Consider the following 22501-nt stretch of genomic DNA (forward strand, 5'->3'; position numbering starts at 1 on the left):
GAGCAGGTTGAGGAAATTGATGATGATGTTGACATAGAAGAGGTTGATGATGACGAACTTGAAGAAATTGAAGAGATAGATGAAGACCAAGAGATTGAGGATATCGAACTTGACGAGGATGAAGACCTTGAAGAGTTGGAAGAGATCGATGAGGACACGGAAATAGAAGATGTTGAACTCGATGATAATGAGTCCCTTGAAGAAATAGAAGACATTGAGCTTGACGAGGATCAGGAATTAGAAGAAGTTGATTTAGGTGAAGATGAGGACTTAGAAGAGCTTGACGAACTAGATGAAGAAGAGCTTAAAGCCCTGGAGGAGTTTAGAAATGCCCGGGAGCTTGCCGAACAGTTTGACGATTTCTTGGGAGAGCGTGAAAAAAAATTTAATGCGTATATCACGATCCCCGCAGGTTCCTATACCATTGGTACGGAAAAATCCTTGAAATTCAGTCTTGCTTTACAGCCCTTTGACATGCCCAAGGTTTATATGGGTAAATATCCGGTGACCAATGCGTTATTTGAAATTTTTATTGAACAGACCGGATATGTCACCACTGCCGAAAGAAAAAGGGTTGGGACGGTTTACCATTCCCGGTTCAAGAAAGAGGGAGAAAAAGTGATCTGGAGCAAACAGGCCGGGTCTTCCATGGTTAAAGGCGCTTGCTGGTACCAGCCGATAGGCCCTGGTTCCACCCTTCATGGCAAAAGAAATCATCCTGTGGTTCAAATCAGTGTGGAAGATGCCTTTGCTTACGCTTCCTGGATCGGACGGCGTCTGCCCACGGAAGCCGAGTGGGAGGCTGCCGCCCGTACGGATATGGCTTTAAAATACCCCTGGGGCAATCAGTTTGATCCGAAATTATTGAACATTGAATCTTCAGGACTTGCCGACACAAGTGCTGTGGACGATTATGACCATGCTGCCAATGGTTTTGGCATGGCGGATATGCTCGGCAATGTCATGGAATGGACAGCCGACACCCAGCCGCCTCCCTTTGCCACCCGTAAAGCCAAGTTGTTTAATGTAGCCAAAGGCGGGGCCTGGAATGCCAAGGACTCGGTCACCATCAGTTCCCGGGGCCTGTTCCCTTCAGATACCACGGCCAACATTATCGGATTTCGATGTATTTCCGAACTATTCCAGTAAACACCATGGGGATGGGTAATGGGGGATCTCCAAAGCGTCGCTTTCGGCAAAATATGGGGCAAATCAATAACTTGTTGTGATTTTATTATGAAATGGTGAATTTATGTACGAACTGGTTGATACCTATATGGACCATCTAACCATAGAAAAAGGACTTTCTGCCAACAGTATTACAGCCTATGGAACAGATTTGGCATCATATCTGAATTACCTGTCTGATAATGGGATTGAGGATTTTGGAGATGCTGACACCGCAGCTATTCTTGGGTGGCTGGTTTATCTGACCCGCCAGGGCCTGTCAGCCAAATCCAGGGCCAGATACCTGATCTCTCTCAGGGGATTTTATAAATACCTGACAGCAGAGAAACTGATATCCGTCAACCCCTTAAAAGATATTGATATTCCCAAAACCGGCCGGCATCTGCCGAGTGTCATCTCCGTCAATGAAGTGGAATCACTTTTGAACGCCTGTGATATCACAACACCCAAAGGACAAAGAAATCTTGCCATGATGGAAATCATGTACGGGGCCGGGCTTCGGGTCTCGGAGCTTGTTTTTTTAAAGGTGGTTGACGTGAATCTGGATGCCGGGCTTGTCCGGGTCATGGGCAAAGGCGCCAAGGAGAGAATTGTGCCCATTGGTTCAAAGGCCAAAGACGCGGCAAGAATTTGGCTGGACCAGGGGCGTCCCCTTGCATTAAAGCAGCTGTCCAGTGATTTTTTGTTTGTTGCAAGGGCAGGCAAGCCCATGACCCGCCAGGCATTTTGGAAAATTATAAAAAAATATGCGCTTGTTGCCGGTATTGCCCGGCCTATCTCCCCCCATACCCTGCGGCACTCCTTTGCCACCCACATGATTGAGGGCGGGGCGGACCTGCGGTCGGTCCAGACCATGCTTGGTCATTCCGATATTTCAAGCACCCAAATCTACACCCATATTTCACGGGATTACCTGATTAAAATGCATCAAGAGTTTCATCCTAGAAAATAATAAAAAAGTTTATAGCTTGCACACTTGGTACCCGGATGATAAATTCCGAACTTTGTTTTAAAAATGCCCAGAGGCTTTAAATGATTGATGCTGTATTAAATTCGTTGAAAGAAAATAAATATACCATGCTTGCCATGGGTGATAACTATGCCCCGAAAGCATGGATGATTGCCCAAATGTTTTCCCGGTTGACCCAGCCTTTGGTTGTTGTTTTGCCCGATGCAAAAAAAGCGGCAGCCTTTATTTCGGACCTTCAATTTTTTGTGTCGGCCGACCGGCAGCGCATCATTTTTTTCCCCGGAGGCCATTATCCGGGGGCCAAAAATATTTCTTTTCATAAAGAGACATCCGCTTCAAGGCTTGCAGCACTGTTTAAAATTAGTGAGACCATCCGGGACAGGTTTCTTCTGGTAACTTATGTTGATCCGCTTTTATCTTTTCTGATGCCCAAAGACATGATGGTCGGCAGTTTTGAACTGGTCATGGCCAATGAAGAGATTGACAGGGACCGCTTACTGGAAAACCTTGAAGCAAGCGGGTATACCCGCTCCACCCTTGTTGAGGATCCTGGTGAGTATGCGGTCAGGGGCGGTATTGTTGACATATTTTCCCCGGGACTGAAACAGCCGGTGCGCCTGGAATTTTTCGGGGATCTTGTGGAATCCATACGCTATTTTTCTCCCTATACCCAGCGCGGCACAAAGGAACTTGCTGAAACCATAATTGTTCCGGCCACAGAGGCGGTGATTACAAAACAAAGTCTGCCCCATGTCCAGGCCCGTCTACGCAAGGCCGGAAACAAGGCCGGGCTTACGGCGGACAGGATTCGGGATTACGTCAATCAGATCCGGGATAAAGGGCGGTTTGACGGCATTGAGTCTATGTTGCCCATTGTGTATGATTCTTTGGATACCGTGTTCGACTACCTGCCGGAAAATACTTTTTTTATCCTGGATGAAGCTGATGAGCTGCCCGAAAAGGCAAAGGATTTCCATGACGGGTTAAGGCTCAATTTTAAAGCCCTGGCTGACGAAAAACGATTAAGCCTGCCGCCGGAGTCAATTTGCCGGGACTGGCAGACCGCCGAAGAAAAAATTTTTGCATCTAAAACCCTTTGTTTTAAAACGCTCATGCTGGAACAGGACAAAGGGGAAGCAGAAGTCCTTTCCCTGAAGTGTTCAGACAACCGGGCTTTGTCGGAATCCTTGCGCAACAGAACAAAAGACGCCACGCCTTTAACCCCTTTGGTGGAATGGATTGGGCAACAGCAGCAGGATGTTCAACATATTTTGTTTGTGCTCAGCCAGGATGCCCAGGCAAAGCGGTTGAACGCACTGCTTGCGCCCTACGGCATCGAACCTCAATTTTGCCGGGATTTTAGTAGCCTTTCCGGCATGAATCCCGGTTTATATTTTACCGTGGGCACGTTAAGCAGCGGCTTTATTCCTGCCTTTGAAAATTTTAGTATTGTCACCGAAGGTGAGATTTTCGGCAGAAAACGCATCCGCCGCAGGGTGTCGGCAAAACGGGATTTAAAGGCGCAGTTCATTGCCCCCGAAGAGCTTAAAAACGGCGATTTTGTGGTTCATTTGGAACATGGGGTAGGGCGGTATGAGGGCCTTTTCAGCCTTACTGTATCCGGCATTACCCAAGATTTTATTCTGGTGGTTTACCAGGATGATGACAAGCTCTATGTCCCCGTAGACAGAATGGAGGTCATCGGCAAGTATATCGGGGTGGACGGCTACACCCCCGTGCTTGATAAAATAGGATCCAAGTCCTGGACAAATTCCAAGGCCAAGGCCAAGGCCGAAGTTGAAAAAATGGCAGCAGGACTGCTTGATCTGTATGCCCGTCGAAAGGTGGCCAAAGGATTTTCGTTCAGCCGTCCGGATAACTACTACAATGATTTTGAAGCCGGCTTCCCCTATGAAGAGACAAAGGATCAGCTGCGTGCCATAGATGATGTCCACCTGGATATGGAAAAGGACATGCCCATGGACCGGCTGGTTTGCGGGGATGTGGGCTATGGAAAAACCGAAGTGGCCATCCGGGCCGCGTTCAAGGCCGTGAACGACGGCAAACAGGTGGCGTTGGTGGTGCCCACCACCATCCTGGCCGAACAGCATTTGAATACCTTCCGGGACCGTTTCAATGATTATCCGGTTATTATCGAGTGTCTGTCCCGTTTCCGCACAAGAAAAGAACAGACCGATATTTTAAAACGAACCGCCGCAGGTAAAGTGGATATTGTCATTGGTACCCACAGGCTGTTGCAAAAGGATGTGGTGTTTAAATCCCTGGGGCTTTTGGTTATTGACGAGGAGCAGCGGTTCGGGGTCAAGCACAAGGAAAAATTAAAAGAGAAACGGGCGGCGGTGGATGTCCTGGCATTGTCTGCCACACCCATTCCAAGAACCCTGCACATGTCTTTGACCGGTATGCGTGATATTTCCGTAATTACCACCCCGCCTGCTGATCGTCAGCCCATAATTTCATACATTACCAAATACGAAGATGCCGTGGTCCGGGACGCTGTTGTCAAAGAATTGGATAGAAAGGGCCAGGTCTTTTTTGTTCACAACAACATAAAGACCATCTTCAAAACGGCTGAAAATATACAGAAACTTGTGCCCAGTGCAAAGATTGGTGTGGCCCACGGCAGATTGTCCGAAACCGAACTTGAAAAGGTGATGGAACAGTTCATTCACCAGCAGATCAATGTGCTGGTCTGCACCACCATCATTGAATCGGGGCTGGATATTCCCAGTGCCAACACCATGATCATAGACAAGACAGAACGTTTCGGCCTGTCCCAGATCTACCAGCTGCGCGGCCGTATCGGCCGGGGGGACGACCAGGCCTATGCGTATCTGTTTATTTCAGATGAGTCCCGGCTCACCAAGGATGCCAGAAAACGGTTGGCTGCACTTATGGAACACCGGGATCTTGGGTCCGGATTCCAGATTGCCATGAAAGATCTCCAGATCCGTGGGGCAGGTACCGCATTAGGCGCCTCCCAGTCCGGTCATATCGCCGCCGTGGGCTATGATATGTTTCTTAAACTTTTGGACAACGCAGTCAAAGATATGAAGGGCGAGCATGTCACCGAGCCCCTGGAGCCTGAAATCAACGCATCCATGTCTTCGGGGTTCCCCGATGATTACATTGAATCGGTGGAGCAGCGCCTGACAATTTACCGGAGACTGTCCCGGTTGACCCGGGTATCAGATATCGCAGACATGAAACAAGAACTGGTGGACCGGTATGGCAAACTGCCCAAACCTGCTGAAAACATGCTGCTTAAGATTATGCTCAGAATTTTTGCCATCAAGGCCGGGGTCAAACGCCTGGATGTTACCCCGGATGTCCTGGTTCTGGAGTTTTCCCCCGACCATATGACCCGCACCTTGACTGACATTGAAACCATTTTGAAAAAAACAGTAGATGCAACGTTTGTCAAGAAAACATCTGTCCGCATCCAGCTTGGGCGCAAACGCAGCAATATTTCACGGGCGTTGCTTGAGACAAAGCAGCTTTTGTCATCTATTTTTTAACGTTTAAGTCCATTTTCACTTCTAAGTGGTTATGAAAGATGATCGAAAACAACAGATAAACTTGTTTGGTTGAGGAATATCCATCATGCTTTACTGTCTAATTAAAGTATTTGAAGCTATAAGGAAAGCTGAAAATGAATACATGGAGACTCATGTAATAAATAACAGCTAACTAAGCAAATTAAAATTAACACCCAATTTTTCAAAAGTTCGTCGGAATTAGTTCAACATGAGCTTGATTTTCGAAGATTGAGGATTATTTGGCATTGTGTATATATAATTGAAGAAGAGTAGTTTGGATTTTTTATTTGGCCTTCAGTCAGATGAATGGGAACAAAAGGAATGTTATCGTCATTGGGAAACCAGGAATGATCAACCATTTTTTTAAGTTATTGCATAAACCTAAAGCTAAACAGATTTTCAATCCATGGGTTGAGGTTGATAAAGAAAATGACATTGATAAAACCGCTCCCGAAAAAAGAATGTTGAACCTGAAATGTTACCTGGAAGAACGTACCAACGCGGAATATCTGATTCTGGCAGAGGCGTTGGGGTACCAAGGCGGTCATTTTACAGGCATTCCAATGACTTCAGAACGGATTATTCTGGGGCATAAAACGAATCAAGGGATCTGTCCTGATCATGTATGCCGATCACCACTTTACAGGACAAGCAACACGAAGAAACATAAGGATGGTTTCAACGAACCGACGGCAACAATTGTCTGGGGAAAGTTGATCCGTGAGGGATTGGACACACGGAATTTTGTTCTTTGGAATGCCTTTCCCTGGCATCCATACAAAAATTCAAGAGGCTTGTTGTCCAACAGGACGCCTACCAATAATGAGATGATGGAAGGGGCGCAGGTTCTGGAAGCCCTTTTACAAGCATTTGATTTCAAAAAAATCATAGCACTTGGCAATAAAGCTGATGGGGCTCTTAGAGAAATAGGTATAAAAACAGAAAAAGTCAGACATCCTGCCATGGGTGGCGCAGAGCGTTTTCGGGAACAGTTTTTAAAAATTGTAAAAGGATAGGAGGTGGACGATACCCAATCCTTTAACTTGGGATCAGCCTGGAATTGATAAAGCTGAAAATAGAATGCACAGCAATTATCACATCTTCTCTCCTTGTGCCATTGATCAACAGCAAGAAGGACTTATCTTGATTCCAGAGAACAATGAAAACAATCATTTCATCCATGAGGAGGGTTATCCATGCCCATTTTTGAATATACGTGTAAACAATGTGGCAAAGAGTTTGAAAGGGTTATTTTTTCAGGTGAAGAAAAGGGGATCACTTGCCCTGAATGCAAAAGCAAAGATGTTAAGAAAAATTTGAGTGCATCCTCTTTTATGGGTGCAAGTATAGGCACCTGTGCAACGCCTTTCCCCAATGGCCCGTCATGAGCGCAGTAAATGAATCTTCAGGTTGAAGATTAAGAAAAGCGATCCCAATGCGGGGATGGCATAGCCGCCCCCCCCCCTCGTGGCATTTTTCAGCGGCCCGTCAGTATCTTCGTATCTTCCGGCACTGAAAAGTACCCCCCCCCAGGAAGCAACAATCAGACATCCTCAATTGTCAGGATCATGAAAATATATTCACCGTCATTAATATTAATGGTCAGATTTGCACCCCTTACCTGGGCATAATAAATCCACGCAGGCTTTTTTTGTGTGCCACATTCACGGGTTGGGTAAAATTCGCCTGTCTTCCCATTTTTCCATGACAGGATCATGCAGCTTTTGCATCTTTTTTGTGCAATTTTTTTTGCTAAGGCTTCTGCCTGCTGAAAACTAAGGTAAGGATCATCTACGGTTTCTTCTATTACTTCATGACTGGTGTTGCCCGGATTTGAAAAGATTTGTACCATTTTACCTTGTATTATCCATTTAATATTTTCCGTCAAACGACGGGTGCTTAAATTGATAGGCCACCCTGCTGATTTTTCATTGCCGACATTAAAGCTTTGGTGCCGGGACCGGGCAGGCCTGTGCCGATAACATAGTCATCCACCTGGATCACTGGTACGATGCCTTTGTTGGTCCCGGTGATGAACACTTCAGGGGCAGACAGCAGGGTATCCAGGGAAAGATCCTGTTCAGAGACGGGAAACAACTTTGCCCCAAGGTCCAGAACGGTTTTGCGGGTGATGCCCTTGAGCACCCCATTTTCAGGTGTGACCAAAGTGCCGTCAACCAGGGCAAACAGATTGCTGGTGGTGCCTTCAAGAACCATGTTGTCCCGGGTCGTATACAACGCCTCGACAGCGCCTCGCGCTTTTGCCTCTTTTAAGGCCAGAACGGCAGGGATGTAATTGGTGGCCTTGGCGTCCGGGAGTACACGCTGCTGGAAAAAGGTGATCACCTTGATGCCTTTTGTATACCAAAGGGCGGGCAGAGCAGGAATATCCGTTGCCAGAACAATCAGTCTGGGATTATCCGCCGGGCTGAAGAAATCAGGGCTGGATCCCCCGGTTACAAGGATGCGGATATTGGCTTCATCCATATGGGAATTTTTTTCAAGCACCTTGAGAACGATCTCTTTGATCTCTTGTTTGGTCCATGCCGGTGTCAGACCGATTTTTGTGACCGATGAGAAAAGGCGGTCAATGTGCGCATCAATGCAGTAGGGCCTTCCCCCGACCGTTCTGATAATATCGCAAACTGCATAGCCCCTGAGCACAGCCAGATCGTCCACAGGAATCACCGCTTTGTCCCAGGGCAGAAATTTTCCGTCCACATAAACTGTTTTCAATGCAAATGCCTTTTGTAAAATTGAAAAATAAAGCCAGGTATAGTAAAAACCTGTATTTAATATACGCACGCTCCGGGCATGTTTCAATTGGAAAACAAAAATAGTGCCGGAAAGCAAATTATTGCTTGGCCGGTTCGACAAAGGAGAAAAACAACATGGGATTGATCGCAGGTATTCAGTATAACATTAAGGGCGTTATCCTGGCGTTAAGAACACCATCTCTTTTAATGCTCGGGCTGATAAGATTTGCAGTGGTCTTGCTGTTGGCCCTTGCTTTGTCCGGCATGGTGCTTTACTGGCATAATGACATCTTTTCCATGATATGGCAGATGCCCGAGTCCCGATGGCTGATCTGGCTGTGGCACATTGTCTCCTGGATTCTGACTATTATATTGATGGCTTTTTCCATGCTGACCTCCTATCTGATTTCTCAGATTTTTTTCTGTGTTTTCATCATGGATTATATGTCCCGGATTACAGAACGCATGGTGCTTGGACAAGAAGCCCCGGGGGCCAACACATCAATATTCGGCGTGTTTTTGTATCTGATTCGCCAGGAAATCCCCAGGGCTGTGGTGCCCATACTGATATCGGTCGCCCTGATGATTATCGGGCTGTTTACCCCTGTAAGCCTTGCCATCATAGCCGTATCATCGGTGGTGGCAGGTATATTTCTGGCATGGGACAATACCGATCTTGTCCCTGCCAGACGCATGGTGCCGTTTAAAGAACGGTTTGAATTCCTAAAGAAAAATTTATTTTTCCATATTGGATTCGGCCTGTTGTTTCTTGTGCCCTGGGTCAACATCCTTTTTCTTTCATTTGCCCCGGTGGGCGCTACCTTATATTATATAGACAAAGAAAAAAACCGACATGATGCTGGATTTAATTTGTAAAAAAACAGACCGGCACACCCAGGAAAAAAGTGCACCAAAGGTTCAACCAACGATAGACCCGGTTATTTTGTGCAAAAACTGCAATGCTGTTGTGACAAAACCTGAATTTGCCGTTCATACGGGGCAAGGGTTTTCCCAAACCTTTGCCAATCCGGCCGGACATGTATTTGAGATCGGATGCTTTGCCCAAGCATCCGGTTGTGCCCAAGGATCACCCAGATCCAGTGAATTTACATGGTATCCGGGATATGACTGGTGCATAGGCATATGCCGTAATTGTACGTTTCATCTTGGATGGATTTTTTTGCCTGTCGGGCAAGGGTCGGGATCAGAATTTTATGGGCTGATTTTGGACCATCTTATTTTTCCATAACGCGCATACTGCGATTTTAGTCTTGCAATATGGATAAAATTGACAAGCAACTATCTAAAATACAAAAGAGTTGTTGTTTTTTTTAATGATGCAGAGCCTTAAATAATGATCTGCAAAGCTGTTACAGTATTAATAAGTAATCATTTTACATGTGATTTATTATCTGCTATAGAATCTTTGGTTAAATAAAATAGAGGTAGATAGCAGTTCCACCGTGCCTTGAGGGTACCTAATTTTGACTGCTCAATGCCAGATCGAGCAGCTTTAAATAAGATAGGGATATTGGCTATGAGTTTTCGAAAAAAACTTGTTTTCAAGAATTTCGCTGTTTCGATAATTTCTTTTGAAGATATCAGTACTCCCTTTTGTGATACCCACAGCCGACAATTTTATGACCGTTTCGCTGTTACATCGTTGGCATACGGATACACGTCTGTCTCCAGCGTTGTACAGCAGGGTATTGGCACAATCCGTTGATGATCTAGGCAAGAAAGCATCCATTGCCTGTTTTTTTTGTATCTGATACACGTCTACAGGAGATGGATACACATGGATATTAACTGATAACGTTAAGGTTACACATGCAAAAAATTAAACAAGACGAAAAACGCGTGCTCGTCATTGGCGGTGGCGTTGGCGGCATCAAGGCAGCCCTTGATCTTTCCGAGTCTCGGAAAAAGGTCCTGCTCATTGATTCCGACTATGCCATTGGTGGATTAATGACCCAGCTGGACCGCACTTTTCCAACCAACAATTGCGATTTGTGTACAGTTTCTCCTCATCTGTCCGCAACGACTAGGGAAAAGTTTCTTGAGGTCAGCACCATGACAGAGCTAACCAGCCTGTCCGGAGAGGCCGGTAATTTTACGGCCACATTAAAAACCGCTCCCCGGTTTATTGACATTGACAAATGTACTGCCTGCGGTGAGTGTTTGAAAAAATTTCCAGAGGCCGTCCGGTTTACCCCGGGACTTGACCCAAGAGCGCCGACCTGTATGCGGTATCCCCAGGCGACGCCCTATGCCTATTCCATTGATATGGAAAAGATAGATGATGTCGAAGCACTTAAGGCAGTCTGTAAAGCCGGGGCCATTGTACCAGACGACACTGAACAAGAAGTCCAGATCAACGCGGCATCTGTCGTCCTGAGTGTGGGCGCAGAAATGTTTGATCCAAGCGTTATGGATAATTTTGGCAGTGGAAAATTTGACAATGTGGTTCCCGGTCTTGAATATGAACGGATTATGTCCGCATCTGGACCTTTCCAGGGTAATTTGGTCAGAAAATCAGACCAGCAGCGGCCGAAAAAAGTGGCCTGGATACAGTGTGTGGGATCCAGGGGCATTAACCGAAACGATGTTTCCTATTGCTCAAGTGTATGCTGCATGTATGCCCTTAAAGAGGCTATGGTGACCAAGGAACGTTTTGGTGATGATATTGAAACCACAATATTTTTTATGGATATGCGGACCTTTGGTAAGGATTACGAACAGTATTACAACCGCGCCAAAGAAGATTTCGGTATTCGTTTGATCAGATGCAAACCCCATACCATCACAGAATTGCCTGATAAATCGCTTGCGATTACCTATGCCAGAGAAGACCTGTCAGCCATGGAGAATGAAGAATTTGACATGGTTGTGCTCTCCACAGGCTTCAGACCCAACCAGAAAACCATTGATCTGGCAGAAACGCTGGGTATTGATCTAACGGAGCACAATTTTGCCAAATCCGGCACCATGGATCCTGTGACAACTTCCAAAGACGGTGTGTATGTCTGTGGTGTCTTTGAAAGCCCTAAAGATATTCCCGAAACTTTGGTTCAGGCATCAGCTGCGGCCTCCATCGCAGGCGCGGCCATAGAGAGCGAAGAATCTGTTGATGAGCCAGGCAGCCTCTATCCGCCCCAAAGAGATGTTGAAGGCGAAGATCCAAAAATCGGTTTCTTTGTTGTTGACTGTGACGGGGAAATCGGCCAGACTCTGGATATCGACAAACTTCTGGAAAATGCCAAAACCAATCCTGATGTGGCTGTGGCAGAAGCGTTTAAATTGAGCTGTTCCTTTGAATCCATGGAAAAAATTGAAAACCTGATCAAGGAGCAAAACCTGAATCGGGTGGTCATTGGTTCCGGTTCCCCGAGAATTCAGGAAATTATGTTCCAGGATATGCTCAGACGTGCAGGACTCAACCCCTACCTGCTTGAGCTTGTCAACTTAAGAGACCAGAATGCCTGGGCACATAATGACGCCCCTGCCAAAGCCCTTGAAAAAGCCTTTCAGCTGGTTCAGGTGGGTATTTCCGGTGTCAGAGCAGCAAAACCCCTGGCTGAAAAAGTGCTCCCCACAAATCAAAGCGCCCTTGTTGTGGGTGGTGGCGTAACCGGTATGACATCCGCCCTTGAGTTGGCGGACCAGGGTACGTTCACCTATCTTGTGGAAAAAGCCCCGGTACTTGGCGGCCAGGCACTTAACCTGTCCCAAACCATCGAAGGCGATGACGTAGCCGCCTTTGTTCATGATCTTGTGGTCAAGGTCTCGAACCATGATAACATAAAAGTTTATACTGACGCTGTTGTGGCAGATCACCACGGCGTGCCCGGCAATTTTTCCACCGGCATTAAACAAGTCGCCGCTGACGCCCATGAACAAATTGAGCACGGCGTCACCATCCTTGCCACAGGCGCAACAGCCAACCGTCCGGCCGTCTACGGCTTAGGCGAACTCGGCAAGGTTATGACCCAGCTTGATCTTGACGCCATCCTTGAAAATGATCCAGAAAAAATCAAGGAGATGGAACAGGTTGTGATGATTCAGTGTGCCGGTTCCAGGGAGGCGGACAATCCCAACTGTTCGCGGCTCTGCTGCCAGGCTGCCATTAAAAACGCCCTGCGTCTCTTGCAAGTCAACCCGGAAATAGACGTCTTCGTCCTGTACAGAGATATCCGTACTTATGGTTTCCAGGAAGATTATTACAAAGAAGCCCGGGATAAAGGCGTCAAGTTCATCCGTTTTGACCTGGAACATCGTCCCGTTGTCCGGGAAGAAGCCGGGAAAACCATTGTCCATACCCACGATTTTGTTTTGGGGCAAGACATTGAGATTGAAGCCGATTGCGTGGCGTTAAGTACCGGTTTGGTTGCAAATACGGAGACCACAAACAAACTTGCACGTGTGTTTAATCTGCCCAAAACCGAAGATGGTTTTTTCTTAGAAGACCATGTGAAGCTCAAGCCCATTGACATGGCGCTTCGCGGCTTCTTTGTGGCCGGTACAGCCCACTCTCCCAAGGTGATCCGTGAGAGCATCACCCAGGCACATGCCGTTGCCGGCAGAGCCCGGACCCTGCTAGCCACTAAAGAGATTACTCTACCGGCTACCTATGCCACGGTTGATCCGATTAAGTGTGCGGTCTGCCTGATCTGTGTCAGAGCCTGTCCATATGGTGTTCCTTTTATAAATACTGAACGGCATTCAGAAATTGATCCGGCCAAGTGTCGCGGCTGCGGTATCTGCGTGGCCGAGTGTCCGGCCAAGGCCATTCAGTTAACGGCTTGGGAAGATGACCAGATAATGGCTAAACTTGATGGTTTATTTGAGAGGTATAACTAATGAGTAACTTTGAGCCTGAAATCGTGGCCTTTTGCTGTCATTATTGTGCATACACCGCAGCAGATATGGCCGGCACCAGACGGATTTCATATCCGTCCAATGTAAAAATTATACGCGTGCCCTGCACCGGCAAAGTAGACGCCATCCACCTGATGAAAGCCCTTGAAAAAGGGGCTGACGGTGTATATGTGGCCGGTTGCCTGGAAGGGGACTGTCATTTTAAAGACGGTAATGTGCATGCCGCAGCCCATGTGGAAAGCATCAAAAAAACCCTGGAAACTCTGGGGTGGGAGCCCGAGCGTGTGGCCATGATGCGCTTTTCCGCAGGTATGGGTGAAAAATTTGCCCAGGCTGCCACGGAATTTACGGAAAAGATTAAAGCATTAGGGCCAAGCCCGGTCAGTCAGGCAACAAGCAAAGCCGTTTAATAAAGTGGCTCATTCAATTTAAATGATTTGTTGTATTTGCTTGTCGTGTCTAACGTATGAAAGAGATTTAACGGGTTACTTTTTATATAAAAATTTTTGGAGATTAAAACATGATAACAGCAGAACAAAAACCCCTGCAGGAAATTCTCGGGTACATTGCGCCCTATGAAAAAATACTTGTGGTCGGCTGCAACGAATGTGTTACCGTTTGTGCAGCAGGCGGCAGAAAAGAGGTCGGACTTCTGGCTTCCGCAATTCGGCTGAACAGCGCCAAAGAGGGAAAAAAGATCGAAGTCTTGGAACATACTTTGGAACGTCAGTGCGATCCGGAATATGTTGCACAGCTCGAAGACCTGGCCGGCCAAGTGGACGCTATTGTTTCTCTGGCCTGTGGCTGCGGGATTCAAACCGTTGCTGTCAATTATGCGATTCCGGTTTTTCCGGGTGTGAATACCAAGTTCATGGGCGCATCCGAAAGCCAGGGTATCTGGGCCGAGCGCTGCATGGGTTGTGGCGACTGCATGCTGGGCGTTACCGGCGGTATTTGCCCTGTTGCCCGTTGTTCAAAAAGCCTGATGAACGGTCCATGCGGCGGCAATTCCAATGGTAAATGTGAGATCAGCCCGGATGTGGATTGTGCATGGCAATTGATCTGGAACCGTTTGGTTGAACTGGGTATTCAGGATCGCTATGAAGAACTGGTTGCGGCAAAAGACTGGCGGCCTGCAGGCGGCGGCGGCCCCAGAAAAATTATCCGGGAGGATTTGGCATCATCCAAAATTACGGAGGACGTTGAATAATGAAAACTGAAAGCAGACTGGAAAAAGTACTGGCCTCAGGCCAACTGGCCGTAACCTCTGAAGTGGGTCCTCCCAGGGGTTGCAATCTTGATGTTATCAAAGAAAAAGCCAACATGATCAAGGATTATGTGGACGGCATCAATATCACGGACAATCAGACCGCTATGGTCAGGATGTCCTCCATTGCCGGCGGCATCGCTATTAAACAAATGGGACTTGACCCCATTATCCAAATGGTATCCCGGGACAGAAACCGGCTTGCCATGCAGTCTGACATTCTGGGTGCGTATGCCCTTGGTTGCAACACCATGCTCTGTTTGTCCGGCGATCATCCCCAGTTTGGCGACCATCCCATGGCAAAACCCGTATATGATATTGACTCCATCAACATGATTAAGATGGTCAAAGATATGCGCGATGAAGGCAAGTTCCAGGGTGGAGCAGATATTACAGATCCGCCCAAAATGTTCATTGGTGCGGCTGCCAACCCCTTTGCTGATCCCTTTGAATTGCGTGTTATGCGTCTGGCCAAGAAAGTGGCAGCCGGCGTGGATTTTATCCAGACCCAGTGTATCTTCAACACAGCTAAGTTTGAAGAATGGATGAAACAAGTGGTTGACCGCGGCCTGGATGAGAAAGTGGCTATTCTTGCCGGTATCACCCCCATGAAATCCCTGGGTATGGCCAAATACATGAAGAGCAAGGTGCCTGGCATGGATATCCCTGACGAAGTCATTGACCGCCTTGCCGGTGTGGATAAAGACAAACAAGCCGAAGAAGGTATCAAGATGGCTATTGAGCAGATGCAGCGCCTCAAAGAATGCAAAGGCGTAAAAGGGTTCCATATTATGGCCATTGAATGGGAAGAAAAGGTTCCTGAGCTAGTACAGGGCGCAGGCCTTCATCCCAGACCTGAAGTTTAAAAAACATATGCTGATGTAGCGGTTTTTGCCGACCCAAGGCCACAACTGCTTCACTATGTATAAAATAAAAGCAGACCGGGCAGGATTTATTGTCCGGTCTGTTTTTTATTTTATGGGAATATGGTATTTATAAACATGATAGCAAAGAAGTGTTTAGGTAAAACAAATGGTTGAAGGAGTTATCTTTTGATGGAAAGCCAGGATTTTTGGAATGTTCACTCTCTTACACTAATTGAAATGGCATATGAAGCAGGTTCCAGGGAGCGGATTGAGAATCCGGATGGATACGGGGCCCGGACCGGGGTATGTGGAGACAGTGTAGAGTTCTTTATCATGGTGGACCAGAATAATTGTTTAAGTACGATTTCCTTTGACTTTGACGGCTGCGTATATACGGCAGCATGCTGCAATACCGTGGTACGTCTGGCCCAGGGGCATTCTGTTGAAAATGTATGGAATATTACTGACGAAATGGTTAAAGCGTATCTTCAGACTTTGCCCGAAGACCATTATCATTGCGCTGAGCTTTGTGTAGGTGCGTTTTATTTGGCGTTGACGGATTACCAAAATAAAAAAGCCATGAAAAAAAGCAGCAAATAGTTTTAGTTTTTTTATAGCATGTCGTTAATAGCGCATGCACTAAATTCCGTATTGGGGCCCAACGAAATAGTATAAAAAGATTTTCTGTGTAGTTGGTTTTCATCTTGGGGAACGAAGGTCTCCGTCAGGGGCACAGTCGTGGGGTGCAGAGCGCATAGAAATTCAAAATTAAAGCTGAAGCCGATTCGCGGTTTTGCGCTTGTATCGCATCATTGGGTATGTGTTTGTGCGATGTCGCAGGTTTGTTCTGATCTGTTTAAAATTCAATAAGTTATATGTTTCCAGTCCGGCCCATGGCCGGTGTTCTAATCATAGTGGGAGATCAAGATGAAAACCAAACAATCATGGGATTGGAGCACCCCGCTTAAAGAAATTCCCTTTAACAAGTTGGAATCACAATATAACTGGGTGGAGGACCCCTGCATTTCTGCTGACGGAGAGTCCCTGGCAAGTATTGTCAACCTTGATGAGGCGGTCTTTGGTATATGTGTCAACGGAAACTTGTGGGAAGGTGAATATGAAAAGGCATGGAGCCTGAAAGCATTGCCTGACAACCGGTTGGCTGCCATCGTGTGCCGCGATGAGCAGTGGGGGCTGATCATGGATGGTGTACTTTGGTCCAACCAATTTGATTTTATTTGGGATTTGCAGTGGAATTATGATGGTTCAAAGGTCAGTATCGCTTTTCAGCAGGATATGGAATACGGCATGGTTGTCAATAATGAACCCTGGGAAGAGACCTTTGAAAGTATGACGGGAATGACCTTAAGTGAGACGGGTGACGCTGCTGCCGTGGTCCAGGTGATATCCATGGCTGCCGCAGACGTAAACGCTTTTTCCCAGGGACTTTTTTCCGTGGCTAAAAACGGTGTGCCGGGCAATGAACATTTTTATAATATCTGGGACATTAATTTTGATAACAGTGGTGAAAATCTTGCGTGGGCTGTCAGATTTGATCGTCAAACTTACGGGGTGGCGGTAAATGGTATGTGCTGGGATAACCGCTTTGCGGCTGTATGGAAACCGGTTTTCTGCAAAGATGGGAATAAAGTGGCAGCACCTGTGAGAACCAAAGGACAATGGTTTTTATACCAGGATGACCGGCAATTATGGCCCACCGGCTATGAAAATATCTGGCATCTGACTTCAAATCCAGCTACTGGGGCCTTGTGTGCCATTGTGGCGCCTGAATTTGGGAAATGGACCATAGCCCAGGATGACACCCCATGGACCCTTGAATGGGACGGTATGGTCAGGCAAATGGTACATTCAAAGGACGGCTCTGCCCTGGTTGCCGTGTTCAAAGACAAGGGCATGTGGGGGCTGGCAAAAAACGATCAGGCATTTCAACTTTCCTGCGATAAAATGTTTTCACCCTGTATCAGTGATGATGGATCTCTTGTTGCCGTAAGCTATGAAAAGCAGGGAAAATACTATGTCAACGTTAATGACAAAGTTGTCGCAGGACCCTATGAATACATGACGAACCCTGTGCTTGGGCCGGCCAATGACAAGGTCTTGGTTAAGGGTATTGAAAATGGGATATATAAACGCAGCATCATCTCTGTGTAGGGAAAAAGAATATGAATGCTTTTATAGATTTTATCATGGGCCCTATGGTGTGGATCTCCTTTTTGATTTTTTTTGGCGGCCTTGGTTTTAAAGCTGGCTTTTTTATTCGGGAGCTTAAACGCAAAGAATCATATATTTTTTCCTACCTGACGCTTTTTCACAGCCTACGTTCCATTGGCGCCTGGCTGATTCCTTTTTTTCCTGTCTCCACCCGAAAAAACCCTTTTTTTTACAGTATATCCTATCTGTTTCACCTGCTTTTGTTCGCGGTGCCCATTTTCCTGTCCGCCCACGTGGTACTGGTACAGGAAGCCTTTAATATTTCCTGGCCGGTATTTGACGACCACATTGCAGATACCATGACGGTTGTCGTTATTATCGCCCTGATCTTTTTTGGGGGCCGGCGGATTATGGTACCCGACGTAAAATTTTTAACATCGCCAACTGATTTTTTGCTGATTGCTGTGGTGTTGTTGCCCTTTTTTACCGGATTCCTTGCTTATCATCAATTTTTTGCATACCGATGGGTAATGATTGTTCATATTCTGTGCGGGGAATTTATGTTGATCATGATTCCGTTTTCACGGTTTTCTCATATGGTGTTTGCCGCGTTTACCCGGGCCTATACCGGATCTGAGTTTGGTAATGTCAGGCACGCAAGGGACTGGTAATTAGTGTTTTTGCCCAAACACGGGTTTTTGTTCAGGCAGTGATTTAAGACATATTAGAGGAGATCACTATGCAGGATATAGCCCCGATGAAAACTAAAGATCAGAAGAAAAAAATGGATCCGGCCATAGAAGGGGGGCTTGAACGGCTTACCCGGGAAAAAATAGTCAAAGTAATCAACCAGACATTCCATGAAGAGACCGGTGCACGGTTCAGGGCGTATGTTCAGACCTGCATGCGTTGCGGGCTTTGTTCCGATGCCTGTGCTTATTTTTTGTCCAATGACAGAGACCCTAAATTTTCTCCTGCAGCCAAGGTCAAACAGACCATATGGGAGATGCTTAAAAAAAAAGGGAATGTTTCAAAGGATTTTTTACGAAGAGCTGTACGCATAGCCCATCTGGAATGCAATGTCTGCCGCAGATGTTCCATGTACTGCCCTTTTGGAATTGATATCGCATATCTTATGCTGCTGGTCAGGCGCATCTGTCACAAGCTTGAGATTACCCCCCAGTATATTCAGGATACGGTTAATTCCCACTCAGCCGCCTTGAATCAGATGTGGGTTAAGGAGGATGAATGGATTGATACGTTGCAGTGGCAGGAGGAAGATGCCAGGGATGAATTTGAAAATCTTCGCATTCCCCTGGATAAAAAAGGCTCCGATGTCATGTATTCAGTCATTGCGCCAGAACCTAAATTTCAGGCTGGTCTGATTTATCAGGCTGCGGTGATGATGCATGCTGCAGGCATAAATTGGACAATGCCCTCACGCCCGGGGTGGGATAACTCCAACATGGCCATGTATACAGGGGATAATGAAATTTCGGGCAGAATCACCAGGGCTTTCTACGAGGCTGCCGCAGATTTAAACGTTAAGCGTATTGTTATGGGCGAGTGCGGCCATGCCTTTCGTTCAATCTATGATGTGGGCAACAGATGGGTCTCATGGTCAATGCCGCCCATTGAGGTGGTCCATGCCATTGAGTTCTACCATGAGCTGCTTACCTCAGGCCGGATTAAAATAAAAGAAAAGTTTAAAGAAAAGGTTACCCTTCATGATCCGTGCAACGTCTCCAGAGGACGTGGGCTGCATGATATGGCAAGAGCGGTGGTCAATATGACCTGTTCGGACTTTGTGGAAATGATACCAAATCGGGAACACAATTATTGCTGTGGTGCCGGTGGCGGGGTAATCAACTGCGGACCACCTTATAAAAATGAGCGTATGGTAAATAACCGCGTCAAAGCTGAGCAACTCAAAGCAACCGGTGCCAAAGTTTTAATTGCCCCCTGTCATAATTGTCATTCAGGCTTTGAGGATATCGTGCACCATTACGAACTGGACATGGACGTAAAATTTTTAGGAGACATCATTTTTGAAACCATGGATAAAAAGGTCTATGTTCCGGGAGGATAAAATGAAGATAAAAATTCTGATAATCGCATTGATGCTTTTTGCGTGTAGCGGGATTTCAATGGTACATATTAAGCGGGCCGTTGCCGTGGAAGATATTGTCCGCATGGACACGTCGGCGTTTGGCCGGCTCAGGCGTCCTGCCGCAGTGTTTGATCACAACTCACACAATGAAGCTGCACAAATAGATGACTGTGCTGTTTGCCACCATGTATGGGAAAACGGGAAACTTGTGCCCGAGGAATCCAGTGAGGATACGTCCTGTTCGGAATGCCACGGGCTTATTGCCGGACCACATAACCCAATGACGCTAACCAATGCCTTTCATATCCAGTGCCGAAGCTGCCATGTTAAAAAAGGAAAAGGGCCTTTGCTTTGTGCAGAATGCCATCAAAAAAAATGATTTGCCCTATTGGTTGGTATGAAAATACAACTATATGAAATAAAAGCTTAAATTTCTTATCGTGTTATTGTCAGGTTTTTTCAGATCTAATCAATAGGTCCGGGGGAATCTGTTTTTTTTGCCTGATTTAATTTTAGGATTGAAAAAAAATAAAACCTTCTTTATCAAACAATAATACTTTTAAACTGTATTCAGGCACAAACATGTTTGAGATAAACATTATGGCGTTTGGGTATTTGACAATCATAAAACTATTGTTACCATAAAAATTAGGTACAAATCCGGGAGATTGAATGTGGCAAAAAAAATGACTATTTTTGATGCCGTTGAGGCGTTTGAGTTATATGACCTGTATGAAGATATTATTGATGCTTATGAAGCCGAGTTTTATGCCCAGTCTGAAATGGAAGCAGATCTTAGGGACCTGATCGAAGAGCACGATGAAATCTACGAGTTTTCAGCAGATGAGGATGACAGTTATTCCGAAAGCTTTGAACGTAATCTCAAAGAGGCCATCAGTATGATTTTTGACGATCACGGGCTTGATGTCCAGCTTGATGATCAATTCATGGATGGGGATGATATTGATGTGTATGATGATGAACCAATGGGCGGCGGCCCTGGCCGGAATGAGGATGAAGGTGCCTTTGAGGAAGATGTAGATGAAGATGAAATGTTTTAAGATAAAGGACTGAGTGTTTGGATATTCAACAGTTTAAATACGGTGCGGATAATCTGGGTTATCTGGTTTACAGTGAAAATTGCGCTATTGCCATTGATCCCGGGGCTCCGGATAAGATGGCCAAATTTGCCTCAGAAAAAAATATTTCCATTGAGATTGTCACCAATACCCACACCCATGCCGACCACACCCAGGGGAATAATGCCCTTGTTAAAAGGACAAATGCCCGTTTTATTGACTGCACAACGTTTTCACATGGACAGGTTCTTGACCTTAAAGATGCAACCGGACTTGAGGTGATATCGACGCCCGGGCATACCATGGATTCGCTCTGTTTTAAAGGGGATAGGTTTGTTGTAACCGGTGATACGTTGTTTAATGCCACGGTCGGCAATTGTTTTTCAGGGGATCTTGAATCTTTTTTTAAATCTTTAAAGCAGTTGATGGCACTGCCCGGTGATACCCTGGTTTATGCCGGACACGATTATGTTCTTGACTCTTTGAAATATGCCAAAATTATTGAACCGGATAACCCCGATTTAAACTGGTATGCGGATGCATATAATCCGGACCATGTTGTTTCCCGTCTGTCTGATGAACTTAAGGTGAATCCATATTTGCGTTTTGACACGTCTTCCATGATTGAACGCCTTAAAGACAAAAATCTGCCAAGAGAAACTCAATTTCAAAGATTTTCATCTGTTATGGAAGTCTTCTAACTGTTCATTTAATTTTCTATTTTTAACCTGTTGCCTCTTTAACCTTTTTTTTAATAGGTTAAAGAGCATATGGTTTAAATTTTTATTCGGAGTATTTTTTAAAAAATTGCTTGATAAAAATAAAAAACGTGCAGTCTGTTATCCTGATTCAGGCTTTGCCCTGGGCCGGCATATTACCATCGAATACTACGATTGCGCATCCGATGTTCTGCTTGATAAGGACGGGGTTGAATTGATTCTGCTCAAAGCGGCCAGGGAAAGCGGGGCCACAATTATCAGCAGTTCCTTTCATCAGTTTGAACCCCAGGGCGTGTCCGGTGTAGTGATTATTGCCGAATCCCATTTTACGGTTCATGCCTGGCCCGAACATAATTACGCGGCAGTTGATATTTTTACATGTGCCGACAATATCGATCTGGACACAGCCATTCATTCCATAGAAACGCAATTTTCATCCCGGCGGGTATTTATCTCTTCGGATCAGAACAGGGGGATACTGCAGCTCGGGCCAGGAGACTGTGTCCCAAACAGCAATGAAAAGGTGATGGATAGACGAACACTTCCCATAGCCTGGAAAAAAGTGTGCGAAAATTCAAATCCTTGGGGAATGTCCACGTCTGTTGATGTATATGACTGCAGTCCTAATGTGATAAAAGATCCGGACCGTATGAAAGACTTTGCGGGCAGGGTGTGTGGAAAGCTTGGTATGATGGACATAGAAAATGCACCTTTGGTTTTTTATGATGAAACCGAAACCGCAGCCGGTTTTTCCATGAAACGATCCATTGAAACTTTTGGGATATCCGGCCATTTTGCCCATGCAACCCATGCCGCATATCTGGATTTTTTTTCCTGCAATACATATGAACCCCGTGAGTTGGCAGAATTTTCTCTGTCATATTTTCGGGGCAGTCACTACAAGATGCAGGTCGCTTTAAGACAATAGGGTCCATG

General features: G+C 46.1%; 21 protein-coding genes. 19 read left to right on the top strand and 2 right to left on the bottom strand.

What is annotated here, in order from left to right; translation table 11 throughout:
* The 5 genes from B147_RS0113140 to B147_RS0113165 all read left to right on the top strand — a co-directional run.
* The coding region (locus B147_RS0113140; protein WP_020587664.1) for a formylglycine-generating enzyme family protein at window positions 1-1149 on the top strand (1149 nt) is incomplete at its 5' end.
* Between the two features lie 103 nt (window positions 1150-1252).
* Window positions 1253-2140, top strand: a complete 888-nt coding sequence (gene xerD, locus B147_RS0113145; RefSeq protein ID WP_020587665.1) for a site-specific tyrosine recombinase XerD — start codon at window positions 1253-1255, stop codon at window positions 2138-2140.
* A gap of 80 nt (window positions 2141-2220) precedes the next feature.
* Window positions 2221-5697 carry a transcription-repair coupling factor gene (gene mfd / locus B147_RS0113150; RefSeq protein ID WP_020587666.1) on the top strand — a complete coding sequence of 1159 codons (3477 nt, stop codon included), beginning with the start codon at window positions 2221-2223 and terminating at the stop codon, window positions 5695-5697.
* A gap of 368 nt (window positions 5698-6065) precedes the next feature.
* Entirely contained in the window at window positions 6066-6734 is a 669-nt protein-coding gene (locus tag B147_RS0113155; protein WP_020587667.1) for a uracil-DNA glycosylase, read from the top strand.
* 180 nt (window positions 6735-6914) lie between these two features.
* Window positions 6915-7106 (top strand): FmdB family zinc ribbon protein, encoded by a 192-nt coding sequence (locus B147_RS0113165; RefSeq protein ID WP_020587669.1) that lies wholly within the window; start codon window positions 6915-6917, stop codon window positions 7104-7106.
* A 155-nt stretch (window positions 7107-7261) separates the two neighbouring features.
* On the opposite strand, the gene B147_RS0113170 is transcribed toward B147_RS0113165, so the two are convergent.
* Together B147_RS0113170 and B147_RS0113175 are read right to left on the bottom strand one after the other, a co-directional pair.
* A complete protein-coding gene (locus tag B147_RS0113170; RefSeq protein ID WP_245569014.1) occupies window positions 7262-7606 on the bottom strand; it encodes an AF1514 family protein in 345 nt (114 codons plus the stop codon).
* Between the two features lie 11 nt (window positions 7607-7617).
* The gene (locus tag B147_RS0113175) at window positions 7618-8454 is read right to left on the bottom strand and encodes an aminotransferase class IV (protein WP_033397374.1); all 837 of its coding nucleotides are present in this window, start codon (window positions 8452-8454) and stop codon (window positions 7618-7620) included.
* A 155-nt stretch (window positions 8455-8609) separates the two neighbouring features.
* Between B147_RS0113175 and B147_RS0113180 the strand changes: the two genes are divergently transcribed.
* The 14 genes from B147_RS0113180 to speD all read left to right on the top strand — a co-directional run bounded on the left by B147_RS0113180 (window position 8610) and on the right by speD (window position 22493).
* Window positions 8610-9350: an EI24 domain-containing protein gene (locus tag B147_RS0113180; protein WP_020587672.1), complete on the top strand. Its 741-nt coding sequence runs from the start codon at window positions 8610-8612 to the stop codon at window positions 9348-9350.
* Window positions 9328-9723 carry a cereblon family protein gene (locus B147_RS0113185; protein WP_020587673.1) on the top strand — a complete coding sequence of 132 codons (396 nt, stop codon included), beginning with the start codon at window positions 9328-9330 and terminating at the stop codon, window positions 9721-9723. Before B147_RS0113180 ends, B147_RS0113185 begins: the two co-directional genes overlap by 23 nt.
* A gap of 581 nt (window positions 9724-10304) precedes the next feature.
* The gene (locus B147_RS0113190; protein WP_020587674.1) at window positions 10305-13334 is read left to right on the top strand and encodes an FAD-dependent oxidoreductase; all 3030 of its coding nucleotides are present in this window, start codon (window positions 10305-10307) and stop codon (window positions 13332-13334) included.
* The gene (locus B147_RS0113195; protein WP_020587675.1) at window positions 13334-13762 is read left to right on the top strand and encodes a hydrogenase iron-sulfur subunit; all 429 of its coding nucleotides are present in this window, start codon (window positions 13334-13336) and stop codon (window positions 13760-13762) included. Before B147_RS0113190 ends, B147_RS0113195 begins: the two co-directional genes overlap by 1 nt.
* Window positions 13763-13872: 110 nt before the next feature.
* A complete protein-coding gene (locus tag B147_RS0113200) occupies window positions 13873-14562 on the top strand; it encodes a methylenetetrahydrofolate reductase C-terminal domain-containing protein (protein ID WP_020587676.1) in 690 nt (229 codons plus the stop codon).
* Window positions 14562-15485 (top strand): methylenetetrahydrofolate reductase, encoded by a 924-nt coding sequence (locus B147_RS0113205; protein WP_020587677.1) that lies wholly within the window; start codon window positions 14562-14564, stop codon window positions 15483-15485. The genes B147_RS0113200 and B147_RS0113205 overlap by 1 nt, the downstream gene beginning before the upstream one ends.
* 189 nt (window positions 15486-15674) lie before the next feature.
* Complete coding sequence (locus tag B147_RS0113210; protein ID WP_020587678.1) at window positions 15675-16085, top strand: iron-sulfur cluster assembly scaffold protein; 411 nt, start codon at window positions 15675-15677, stop codon at window positions 16083-16085.
* Between the two features lie 327 nt (window positions 16086-16412).
* Window positions 16413-17657 carry an electron transfer complex subunit TmcD gene (gene tmcD / locus B147_RS0113215; RefSeq protein WP_020587679.1) on the top strand — a complete coding sequence of 415 codons (1245 nt, stop codon included), beginning with the start codon at window positions 16413-16415 and terminating at the stop codon, window positions 17655-17657.
* Between the two features lie 11 nt (window positions 17658-17668).
* On the top strand, window positions 17669-18328 hold the full coding sequence (tmcC, locus tag B147_RS0113220) for a TmcC family electron transfer complex membrane anchor subunit (RefSeq protein WP_020587680.1): 660 nt from the start codon (window positions 17669-17671) through the stop codon (window positions 18326-18328).
* 86 nt (window positions 18329-18414) lie between these two features.
* Entirely contained in the window at window positions 18415-19746 is a 1332-nt protein-coding gene (gene tmcB / locus B147_RS0113225; protein ID WP_026259642.1) for an electron transfer complex ferredoxin TmcB, read from the top strand.
* Window position 19747: 1 nt separating this feature from the next.
* The gene (gene tmcA / locus B147_RS0113230; RefSeq protein WP_157237884.1) at window positions 19748-20146 is read left to right on the top strand and encodes an acidic tetraheme cytochrome c3 TmcA; all 399 of its coding nucleotides are present in this window, start codon (window positions 19748-19750) and stop codon (window positions 20144-20146) included.
* A gap of 295 nt (window positions 20147-20441) precedes the next feature.
* On the top strand, window positions 20442-20828 hold the full coding sequence (locus B147_RS0113240; protein ID WP_020587684.1) for a hypothetical protein: 387 nt from the start codon (window positions 20442-20444) through the stop codon (window positions 20826-20828).
* Between the two features lie 17 nt (window positions 20829-20845).
* Entirely contained in the window at window positions 20846-21547 is a 702-nt protein-coding gene (locus tag B147_RS0113245) for a hydroxyacylglutathione hydrolase family protein (RefSeq protein ID WP_020587685.1), read from the top strand.
* Window positions 21548-21653: 106 nt separating this feature from the next.
* Complete coding sequence (speD, locus tag B147_RS30295; RefSeq protein ID WP_020587686.1) at window positions 21654-22493, top strand: adenosylmethionine decarboxylase; 840 nt, start codon at window positions 21654-21656, stop codon at window positions 22491-22493.
* The last annotated feature ends 8 nt before the right edge of the window (window positions 22494-22501 follow it).

The sequence above is a fragment of the Desulfobacter curvatus DSM 3379 genome, assembly GCF_000373985.1.
GTDB lineage: Bacteria > Desulfobacterota > Desulfobacteria > Desulfobacterales > Desulfobacteraceae > Desulfobacter > Desulfobacter curvatus.